Below are 12,449 nucleotides of genomic sequence, written 5' to 3' on the forward strand. Positions count from 1 at the left end.
TTAAGGTCTATAGCGCCGATGGTACTGCATGGGAGACTGTGTGGCAGAGTAGGACGTTGCGAGATAAGCAAAAAAGATAGTTGTAATAACTATCTTTTTTTATTTTGTAATATTTCGCACTTTTAATAAGTAGGCTCTATGGTATTAATTGATTCATGTGCTTGAATTGTATCATTTAAAATATATGAATAATTATAAAGTTTAAGGTAATATATTAAAGTTGTTTTAATACTAATTGTTAAAGAGAGGATTCAAGATATGGATTCTCTTTTTTTATGGTATGAATTTTGGTGAATTAAACACTATTATCATTGGTTAGATAGTGAAGATCGCCCTCTGATCATGATTTTAAAAAGATATATAAGTGACATGAGTTTAAAATCATTTTTCCAATATTAAAAACTTAGCAGAATAAAACTTAGGTGCTGCTCACTTTATTTCCTAATACACAGCGTCTTTTATGCGCTTGATTATTGCTATTCTGTGAATTAATTTTAAATTTAATAAAATGAATGATTGAATATTATACATTATATATGGATAAAAATATATATTTATTATCTTAAAAGTTAAATTAATTATAATTTTTATTAAAAATAAAGAAAAATAAGTGAAAAGTACCATAAAATTTGGTAAGATATATATATAGTGAGAATTATAATAAAGAGAAGCATTTAATTTAGTTTATGAGAGGGATATGAATATGGATGGGGGTATAGTTTAATGCAAAATGATCCTAAAAGCAGTAAGATTAAAGATAAAGATGAAATAGGTCCTAGAGATATGAACGGTTTGACAGAAGAAGACGAAAAAGTATCTATCGAAGATAATTCATCTGTTGAGAAAAGAATAAGTAAGACAAAGGGAAGAGCGAAAAAGAAAATTTCCTCAAAGGAAACAACTGAATTAAATCCAATTAATAATCTAGATATTAAGGTAAAAGACATTACTACAAATGATAAAGAAATTGGTATTAAATCTAAAGGGAGTTTAAAGAAATCTAAGGCAATTGATAAGAAGAATGCGTTGGAGAATAAAAACGAAGAAAAAATTATTTTAAAAGAAGAGAATAATAAAGAATCTGAATTGGAGGGTGGAGATAATATTAATAAATCTAAATCCACCAAAACGAATGAATTAAATGTACAATCAAAGACAAAAAGAACAACTAATAAATCTTCAAAAGGGAAATCTGCAGTAACTTCAACAAAAGCAAGCGCAAGAAAAAAATCAGCTTCAAAAGAATTAATGGGAGAATTTCAAGCAGAAGGGGAGAAGATTGAAAAGTCGAAAACAGAACATAGTAAAATTAATGTTAAAAAGAGAACAGAAAGTATTGATAAATCTGAAATAACTAATCTTAACACATATTTGTTTCATCAAGGTAAAAACTATGAATCTTATAATATTTTAGGCTCACATATTAAAACTGAGAAAAGAAAGAAAGGTGTGCAATTTGTAACGTGGGCACCTAATGCAAAAGATGTATATGTAGTTGGGGATTTTAATAATTTCGAAGTAAAAGAGGAATACAAACTTGAAAGAATAACTGAAAATGGATTATGGAGAGGCTTTTTTTATACTGCGAAGGCCGGAAATAGATACAAGTATTGTATAGTGGGAAGCGATGGAGAGATGGGAGAATACAAAGCCGATCCGTATGCAATACAAAGTGAATTGAGACCAGATAATGCATCAATAGTATATAAGCCTAAAGCTTTCAAATGGAATGATAAAAAATGGATTGATCAAAGAAATAAAATAAATGTACTTGAGCAACCATTAAATATATATGAGATACATTTGGGCTCATGGAAGACAAATAAAGATGGCGGATTCTTAAAATACGAAGAAATCGCAGAAGATTTACCTGAGTATGTAAAAGATATGGGATATACACATGTAGAGCTTATGCCGCTTATTGAACATCCATTGGATGCTTCTTGGGGATATCAGGGGACAGGTTATTATTCACCAACAAGTAGGTATGGGGATTATGAAGGTATTAAAATTTTAATAAATAAATTGCATGAGGCTAATATAGGAGTAATAATGGATTGGGTTCCAGGTCATTTTTGTAAGGATGCTCACGGATTATATAAGTTTGATGGAACACCAACATACGAATATCAAGAAGAATGGAGAGCGGAAAATAAGGGTTGGGGAACTTGTAATTTTGATCTAGGTAGAGATGAAGTTAAAAGTTATTTAATATCGAATGCATTATACTGGTATAAAGAGTTCCATATTGATGGATTAAGGGTTGATGCTGTATCAAGCATACTTTACTTGGATTATAGCAGATCGCCCGGGGAATGGATACCAAACAAATATGGAGGAAATGGGAATTTAGAAGCAATAGATTTTCTAAAGGAGTTAAATAAAGCAGTATTTGCAGAATATCCGACTGCACTTATGATTGCGGAGGAATCAACATCTTGGCCTAATGTTACAAAACCTGCAATTTATGATGGTTTGGGATTCAACTTAAAATGGAATATGGGTTGGATGAATGATACATTAGAGTATGTCGAAATAGATCCTAAATATAGAAAACATAATCATAAAAATATAACATTTGCGATGATGTATAATTATGCTGAAAATTATTTATTACCACTTTCACACGATGAAGTTGTTCATGGTAAGAAATCATTGGTAAACAAGATGTGGGGAGATGAATGGAATAAGTTTGCAGGTCTCCGAGCGTTTATGTGTTATATGATGGGACATCCGGGCAAAAAGTTATCGTTTATGGGGTGCGAATTTGCTCAGAAAATTGAGTGGAGAGAATATGAGGAATTAAAATGGAACCTAATCGATGATTTAGGAATCCATAAAAAAACTCAATTATTTTTTAAGGATTTAAACAATCTATACCTTAATAATAAAGCTTTTTGGGAGCTCGATCATGACTATAGAGGCTTTAATTGGATAGAAGCCGATAATAATGAACAAAGCATATTAATTTTTGCTAGAAGAAGTAGAAATGATAAAGATACACTGATTTTTATAATTAATTTTACTTCTATTGTGTATTATGATTATCAAATTGGAGTACCATTTTTGGGGAGCTATGAAGAAGTATTTAATTCTGATGATAGTAAATATGGTGGTTCAGGTCAGATTATGGGTGAAATGCTTGTATCTGAAAAGACTCAATTCCACAATCAACCATATTCTTTGAAAGTAAAAGTGCCTCCAATGGCAACATTAATATTAAAAGTGAATGAAATTAATGTAGATCAAGAAATTAAAGAAAAAGATGAATAAAAGGTTAAAAAGACCGTTTGAGAAAGTAAATATTATAAAAATATCTATAGTATAATGATATAAATTTATTTGCTAGAGGTTGAGGGGGATAAAGAATGAGAGTTTTATTTGTAGCATCTGAAGCTAGTCCGTTCATTAAAACAGGGGGGCTCGGAGATGTTGCTGGGGCATTACCAAAAGCACTTGCACAAAAAAATGCAGATGTAAGAGTTGTTATACCAAAGTATAAAGAAATTAGTTGGGAAGTAAGAGACAAGCTAAGGTTTGTTAAATGGTTTAATGTTAAAGTTGGATGGAGAGAACAATTTTGTGGCGTATGGGAATGCTTTCATAATGGAGTAACATATTATGTTTTAGATAATGAAGCATATTTTAAGAGAGATGAAGTCTATGGATTCTATGATGATGCAGAGAGATTTGCGTTCTTTGATAGGGCCGTATTAGACATGTTGAGGCAGATAGATTGGCAGCCAGATCTTATACACTGCAATGACTGGCAAACTGGGATGTTACCTGTACTATTAAAATTTGAATATAAAAGAAATGATATGTTCTATTGGAAGATGAAATGCGTATATTCAATTCATAATATAGCATTTCAAGGAGTATTTGATCCTCAAATATTACCGGAGTTATTTGGATTTGATATGGAGCTTTATAATAACACATGCTTAAAATTTGATGATGGCGTAAGTTATATGAAGGGTGGATTATGCTATTCAGATGTTATTACAACTGTTAGTAATACTTATGCATACGAAATACAAACACCTGAGTATGGTCAAAGATTGGATGGAGTATTAAGAGAGAGGTCCTATGCATTAAGAGGAATAACAAATGGTATAGATTATGATGAATTTAATCCGAAGACAGATAAATTTATTAAAAAGAACTATAGTATAAACTCTATTGAAGATAAAGCAATAAACAAGACGGAGTTACAAAAAGAGCTAGGGCTAACTGTTGATAAAAATATACCAATGCTGGCGATGGTAACTAGATTGACAAGTCAAAAGGGAATGGATCTATTAGTAAATATTTCTGATAAACTATTACAAGAAAATGTTCAACTAGTTATTCTAGGAACGGGAGATAAGCATTATGAGGAACATTTTAAATGGCTAGATTCTAGATATGGAAATAAGGTGTCTGCTAATATTAAATTTGATAATGGGTTAGCAAATAAAATTTATGCAGCATGTGATATGTTTTTAATGCCTTCACTTTTTGAACCATGTGGATTAGGGCAATTAATAGCACTTAGATATGGTTCTATTCCTATAGTTAGGGAAACTGGGGGACTCAAGGATACAATAATTGCATATAATGAGTATACTGGAGAAGGTAATGGGTTTAGTTTCAGAAATTACAATTCAGATGAGTTATACAATATAATAGAATATGCGTTATGGATATATAAGGATAAGGGTAAGTGGGAAAATCTAATCGAAAATGCAATGAATTCTGATAATAGCTGGAATAGGTCAGCTCAAATATATTTAGATTTATATAGAGAATTAACAGGACAAGATTAAGATGAGGACATAATGTTATGAGGGGGTATATCAATGCTCGAAATGGATAAAAAAACATTTAAAAAAGCTTATGTAAATAAGTTTTTAGAAATGCATGGTATTGAGTTAAAAGAAGGAACTAATCAACAAAAGTATGATGCTTTGGGAAGTTTAGTAAGGGATTATGTTACAAGAACTTGGCTTAAAACAAATAAAAAATATAATAAGACTGGGGAGAAGCAAGTTTATTATTTTTCTATGGAATTTTTACTGGGACGGTTACTTGGAGATGCTTTATTAAATATAGGCATAAGAGATATATGTAAAGAAGCGTTATCAGATTTAAATATAAATTTAGAAGAGTTGGAAAACTTGGAGCAAGACCAAGGACTAGGTAATGGTGGATTGGGAAGACTTGCAGCATGCTTCTTGGATTCAATGGCATCTTTAAATATTCCAGGAAACGGGTGTGGGATTAGATATAAATATGGATTTTTTCAGCAAAAAATTATAGACGGAAAACAAGTTGAGGTATCTGATGATTGGTTAAAGCTAGGAAACGTCTGGGAGAAGAGAAAAGCAGAAAAAGCAGAAATTGTTAAGTTTGGTGGAGAAATAAAAGTAAGCGAAATAAATGGACGCTTAAGCTTTATGCATATAAATTATGAGCCTGTATTGGCAGTCCCATATGATACTCCAATTGTAGGGTACGAAAATGAAATTGTAAATACCCTTAGATTATGGAGTGCGGAGGCGGTTTCAAACGAGTTTGATTTTTCATCATTTAGTAGAGGTGATTTTCTCCAAGCAATTAAGTATAAAAATTCAGTTGAATCAATTTCGCAAGTGCTGTATCCAGAAGATTCGTTTTATGAAGGTAAAATGTTAAGATTAAAGCAGCAATATTTCTTTGTTTCAGCGGGAGTTCAAAGCATTGTAAGGCACTGTAAAAAGCATGGAAAAGATATATTGTTACTAGATGAAAAAGTAGCAATTCATATAAATGATACTCATCCTACACTTGCGATACCGGAACTTATGAGAATATTATTGGATGAAGAAGGGTTAGAATGGGATACGGCTTGGAGAATAACAACTAATACAATATCGTACACTAATCATACAATTTTGGCAGAAGCTTTGGAAAAATGGCCAATAGATATGTTTCAAAAATTGCTTCCAAGAATATATATGATTGTTGAAGAAATTAATAAAAGATATTGTGCAGAACTTTTAACTAAATATCCAGGCAACCTTGAAAAAGTTAGAAGAATGGCGATAATAGCTGATGAGCAAGTCAAGATGGCACATCTAGCGATTGTAGGCAGTCATAGTGTAAATGGGGTAGCAAAACTTCATACAGAAATATTGAAGAAAAAAGAGATGACAGACTTCTATTATCTTTATCCAAATAAATTCAATAATAAAACTAATGGAATTACTCATAGAAGATGGCTTTTAAAAAGTAATCCAGAGCTTACAAAACTAATTAAAGATACAATTGGAGATAGCTTTATAAAACATCCACTTGATCTAAAAAACTTTGAGAGGCATTTGTATGATGAAGTGATTCTAGAACAGTTAGGAAAAATTAAAAAATTTAACAAAGAAAAGCTAGCAAGTATAATATTAAAGAATGATAATGTAAGAGTAGATCCTGATTCTATATTTGATGTTCAGGTAAAAAGAATACATGCTTATAAGAGGCAAGTACTTAATTGTTTAAGAATAATGGATTTATATAATAAATTAATTGATGATCCTAATTACGATATAGTTCCAAGGACGTTCATCTTTGGAGGAAAAGCTGCACCAGGTTATTATTTAGCTAAAAATACTATTGAATTAATAAATTGTGTTGCAAACAAAATAAATAATGATTCTAGAGTAAATGAAAAGATAAAAGTTGTTTTCATTCAAAATTATAGAGTTTCGCTGGCTGAACAAATAATCCCGGGAACAGATGTAAGTGAGCAGATCTCAACAACAACAAAAGAAGCTTCAGGAACATCAAATATGAAATTTATGATGAACGGAGCTATTACAGTAGCAACATTAGATGGGGCAAATATTGAAATAAAAGATGAAGTTACAGATGATAATATAGTGATATTTGGATTAACTGCAGATGAAGTATTGAATTATTACAAAAATGGAGGATATAAATCTATTGATATATACAACAATGATATTAGAGTAAAAAGTGTAATTGATGATTTAATAAACGGAAAATATCATAGTGATAAAAATAAATTTAGAAGTATATATGAAAATCTAATAAATTATAATGATGAGTTTTTTGTTTTACAAGATTTTGACTCATATTTAAAAGCTCAAGATAAGATTGATACTCTTTATAGGAATGCTAATAAGTGGCAAAGAATGTGTGGAATTAATATTGCACATTCAGGGATATTCTCATCTGACAGAACAATAGAAGAATATGCAACAGGTATTTGGGGATCAGAGGTAATCTATAAGAATCTATAGGAGGATTAACTGAATGAATGATATACAGGTATTACATGACTCTCAAAGCATAAGATTTAGAAGGCCCTTTGGCGCTGTAGAGGCTGGTCAAAAGGTTAAGATATCTATTAATATTAATAAAGACATAATTGTAGCAATCGAATTGATAAAATTCGATGGAACTAAAATGAATATGGGAATGAACAAGGAATATTTAAATAATGGTGAATTTAAATATTCTGTAGAAATTGATACATCTGATGCTTTGGGGATATTAGAATACTATTTTATTTTAATAGATGGGTATGACAGAGTATATTATGGAAATAATGACAATCACTTGGGAGGAGTTGGCCAAATATATACTTATAATCCTGTGCCATATCAAATAACTGTATATGAAAAGTCATTCGTACCAAGATGGTATAAAGAGGGTGTAATATATCATATTCTAATAGATAGATTCTATAATGGAAATGAAAATAAAATTATAGATAATATAAAAGGAAACTCATTTATATACGGAAGATGGGATGATAGTCCTATGTATATTAGAGATAGTTTTGGAAAAATTGCTAGGTGGGATTTTTATGGAGGAAATCTAAGGGGGATAATAAAGAAATTAGATTATATAAAGGAATTGGGAGCTAATATAATAAAGTTAAGCCCAATATTTAAATCCCCTAGTTGCCATAAATATGATACAGCGGACTATGAAATTGTAGATGAAATGTTCGGTACAAATGGTGAATTTAGAGAATTATGTAAAGTGGCAAATAGTAAAGGAATTAAAATTATTCTAGATATTGTACTGAGCTATACAAGCTCTGATAGTAAATATTTTAATAAACTAGGAAATTACGACGATGTTGGAGCGTATAATTCACCAAACTCTAGATTTTATGATTGGTATAAATTTATTACATATCCATATAGGTATGAATCTTGGTGGGGAATGGATGATAGACCGAATGTTAACTCGATGCAAAAAGAATATGTTGACTATATTATAAGTGGAGATAATTCTATTATAAATAAGTGGACAGATATGGGAGTTAGCGGATGGTTTTTAAATGTGACAGATGAGCTTCCAGATGAATTTATAGAACTAATAAGAAAGAAAATCGGAGAAATAAATAAGGATACTGTACTTTTAGGTGATATATGGGAAGACGCATCTAATAAGATAAGTTATTCAAGAAGACGAAAATATTTACAAGGGAATGAAGTGCAAGCTGCAACTAATTATCCCTTAAGGGAAAGTTTAATTAATTTTATCAAGGGGTATATAAAGTCAGATAAGTTAAGACAAAAAATTATGTCATTGTACGAGAACTATCCAAGAGAAAGTTTTTATGGAAATATAAATATTTTAGGTACCAATGATACAGAAAGAATTTTAACTGTTCTGGATGAAAATATATCACTGTTAAAATTACTTATAGCAATTCAATTTACTTTGCCAGGAGTACCACTGATATACTATGGAGATGAAGCCGGCATAAAAGGTGGAAGAGAGCCTGATAATAGGAGAAGCTATCCATGGGGGAAAGAGAACAAAATGCTTGCTGATTTCTACCATAAAATAATTAAAATAAGAAATAATGAAGATGGGTTAAAAAAAGGGAAGTCAAGTATCTTTGAAACTGATCCAAACGTATTTGCGTTTGAAAGAAAATATGAAAATGAAAGCGTAATAGTATTAGTAAATGTTTCAAGCGAAGCTAAATTAATTAAAGAAATTAACTTAAGTGGAGATTATGTGAATTTACTTGATATTAGTGAAAAGTATAAGTTTATAGGAAGTGATAGCGTTATAACTATCTTTCCGTATGATTTGAAAATATTGCGTAGGATCTAGTTCATTGAGTTTGATTATATAATAAAAAATTGACAAATATTTTGATATATGCTTATGTGGAATTTAATGGAAAATAAATGTATAATATATTGTATGTAAAAATATAAATATAAATTCTAGGGGTAATCATATTATAAAATAATTATTAAAAATATAATATGCTTCTGCAAGTTCACTTAAATAAAAATGTAATAACAATCATTTTTTTTGAACATAGGAGCATATAATATAAAATTTATCTAATGAGAACAAACACATATGAGAGGAGATAATATTATGGGTAAAAATGAAATTGTGGCAATGATATTGGCTGGTGGACAAGGATCGAGGTTAGGGGTATTAACAAAAAAATTGGCTAAACCAGCAGTACCGTTTGGAGGAAAATATAGAATTATAGATTTTCCATTAAGCAATTGTTCGAATTCAGGAATATATACAGTAGGAGTATTAACACAGTATAAACCACTAGAATTAAATGCACATATTGGCATAGGAGAAGCATGGGATTTAGACAGGGCTCATGGAGGGGTACATGTATTGCCACCATATCAAGAAGAAAAAGGCGGAGAGTGGTATAAGGGTACTGCAAATGCAATTTATCAAAATATAGAATTTGTTGATAGATATGATCCAGAATATATTTTGATTTTATCTGGAGATCATATATATAAGATGGATTATACAAAGATGCTAGATTTTCATAAAGAAAAACAGGCAGAGGCAACTATAGCTGTTATTGAAGTGCCAATGGATGAAGCATCTCGATTTGGAATAATGAATACAAGGGAAGATTTATCAATATATGAATTCGAAGAAAAACCAAAAAGCCCAAAAAATAATCTAGCATCGATGGGAATATATATTTTCAATTGGAAAACTCTAAAAAAATATTTGAGAGAGGATGAATCGGACAAGACATCAAAAAATGACTTCGGAATGAATATAATTCCAAGTATGCTTGGTAATGGGGATAAAATGGTTGCATATCCATTTAAAGGATATTGGAAAGATGTTGGTACTATAGATAGCCTATGGGAAGCAAATATGGATTTGATAAGAGAAGATAATGAACTTGATTTACATGATGAGGAATGGAAGATATATTCAGTCAATCCAGTAAGGCCGGCACAATATATAGGCGAGAATGCAAAAGTATCTAATTCATTAGTTGTTGAAGGTTGTGTTGTTAATGGACAAGTGGAAAGCTCAATATTATTTCAAGGGGTTCAAATAGGAAAAAACTCAGTTGTTCGAGATTCAATAATTATGACGGATGCTAAAATAGGTGATAATGTAGTTATTGAAAAAGCAATTGTTGGAAGCGGAGCAATAGTTCGAAAAGACTGTAAGATTTCTTTAGGTGATGAAATAGCTATTATTGCAGCAAAAGAAGAAGTAAAAATGGGTACAGTTATAGAAAATAATAAAGCAGTTTAGCGAGATCACTAAGGGGGAGAAAGAAATGAAAAATTGTATTGGTATAATCAACTTAGATGAAAATGAAAACAGAATGGGTGAATTAGTAGTTAATAGATCTCTTGCTTCAGTTCCTATTGCAGCAAGATATAGAATTATAGATTTTATTTTATCAAATATGACTAACTCAGGAATTAATTGTATAGGAATATTTACAAAGAATAAGTCAAGGTCTCTAATAGACCATTTAACAAATGGAAGACCATGGGACTTAAATAGAAAAAAAGATGGATTAAAAGTTTTTAACTTTGGAAATGATGAGCCTGTTTATGATGATGTCCATAATTTCGCTGAAAACATACAATTTTTAACACATAGTAGAAGAGAGTATGTATTATTAGCACCAAGCTATATGATTTGCAATATAGATTACAATGAAGTTTTGGAATACCATAAGAGTACAGGTAAAGATATTACAATGGTATATAAGAAGGTAAACAATGCAGATGAAGCTTTTGGTGATTGTGGCGTATTAAACTTTGATGATTCAGGAAGCGTTATAAGTGTAGGAGAAAATATAGGGAAAAGTCCGAAGGCAAATATTAATATGGAGATGTATATATTAAAAACTGAATTATTTATAAATATTGTAAATGAATGTGTAAGCAGTGGAATGTATCGAAAGGTCAAAGAGTATATTCATAATAATTTAAATACACTAACAGCAAGTGCTTACGAATTCAAAGGACATTTAGATTGTATAAATTCCATTAAGGCATTATATGATAGCAATGTGGGATTTTTAAATAGAAAAGTAAATAAAGAAATTTTTAATGATGAAAGACCTATATATACAAAAACTAAAGATGAAGCTCCAACTCACTATGCAGATACAAGCAGTGTTATAAACTCAATAATAGCAAATGGTTGTAGAATAGAAGGAACGGTTGAAAATTGCATAATAGGCAGAAGAGTATATATAGGAAAAAATACAAAGTTAAAAGATTGTATAATAATGCAAAATAGCAGAATTGGTGACGATGCAGTATTGGATAATGTAATTGCAGATAAAGGTAGCGAGATAAGAAGTGGTGAGACCCTTATTGGATCAGTTATGTATCCTTTGGTTATAAAGAAAAAAAGTAGTATTACTAAGTAAAGATATATAGAAGATACTATTTTTAGAAATTGAATAGTTATATTATTATAAAATATTAATTAGGTAAGTATCAGAAAATTAGATTTGTGATTCATTAAGTTAGTATTATCTATATTAGGAAAATTAAATGCAGAATTTGAACGATATAGTGATTAACAACTAAGAAATAATGTTAGCAAAGTATAATTTTATGATGCTTACTTTATTTATATAATACAACTTTAATATGTCTATTATGTGATAGATAAGGTATGTTAAAAACTTTATACATTATGGATTACTATTTTATTTATGGAACTAATAGAAGTATAAATTTATAGTATAAACATGATATAGTGACACAGAACTGTTAGTCTTAGAGAAATTTAGAAAGTAAATTTAATCTGGAATTTATTATAAGTATTAAGCCGTATAATCTCATTGCTAATTTGTAATAAGGGGATAACAGTATGCACATCACATAATATTTTAACAAATATGTTGACAGCATAACGGGAACGTGTTAAGATAAATAACGTCGCTGAGATATGTAAATAACTTAATGATAAATCGCAGATTTGTATCTTAAATATGATTTTAAAGATTTTGAAAAAGGTTATTGACATAATATAAAATAAGTGATATACTAAATAAGTCGCTTGAGGGTGACATAAATTAATAACTACAATGAGAATTGTAGGGAAGAAAATTGGTCTTTGAAAATTGAACAGAATAATATAAATACATTTAAGTAAACCAGCAATTTTTATTTGAGTAA

General features: G+C 29.9%; 6 protein-coding genes. All 6 read left to right on the forward strand.

The window, feature by feature from the left end; translation table 11 throughout:
- Nucleotides 1-723: 723 nt before the first annotated feature.
- Nucleotides 724-3,273, forward strand: a complete 2,550-nt coding sequence (glgB, locus tag L1S46_RS25835; RefSeq protein WP_238901377.1) for a 1,4-alpha-glucan branching protein GlgB — start codon at nt 724-726, stop codon at nt 3,271-3,273.
- 95 nt (nt 3,274-3,368) lie between these two features.
- Nucleotides 3,369-4,808 (forward strand): glycogen synthase GlgA, encoded by a 1,440-nt coding sequence (glgA, locus tag L1S46_RS25840; RefSeq protein WP_023976931.1) that lies wholly within the window; start codon nt 3,369-3,371, stop codon nt 4,806-4,808.
- 33 nt (nt 4,809-4,841) lie between these two features.
- Nucleotides 4,842-7,277, forward strand: a complete 2,436-nt coding sequence (locus L1S46_RS25845; protein ID WP_238901379.1) for a glycogen/starch/alpha-glucan phosphorylase — start codon at nt 4,842-4,844, stop codon at nt 7,275-7,277.
- A 13-nt stretch (nt 7,278-7,290) separates the two neighbouring features.
- A complete protein-coding gene (locus L1S46_RS25850; protein WP_238901380.1) occupies nt 7,291-9,117 on the forward strand; it encodes a glycoside hydrolase family 13 protein in 1,827 nt (608 codons plus the stop codon).
- Nucleotides 9,118-9,393: 276 nt separating this feature from the next.
- Nucleotides 9,394-10,554 (forward strand): glucose-1-phosphate adenylyltransferase, encoded by a 1,161-nt coding sequence (locus L1S46_RS25855; RefSeq protein ID WP_238901382.1) that lies wholly within the window; start codon nt 9,394-9,396, stop codon nt 10,552-10,554.
- A 25-nt stretch (nt 10,555-10,579) separates the two neighbouring features.
- A complete protein-coding gene (gene glgD, locus L1S46_RS25860; protein WP_077831439.1) occupies nt 10,580-11,692 on the forward strand; it encodes a glucose-1-phosphate adenylyltransferase subunit GlgD in 1,113 nt (370 codons plus the stop codon).
- The last annotated feature ends 757 nt before the right edge of the window (nt 11,693-12,449 follow it).

It is taken from the genome of Clostridium sp. YIM B02500 (genome assembly GCF_022324665.1).
GTDB lineage: Bacteria > Bacillota > Clostridia > Clostridiales > Clostridiaceae > Clostridium > Clostridium beijerinckii.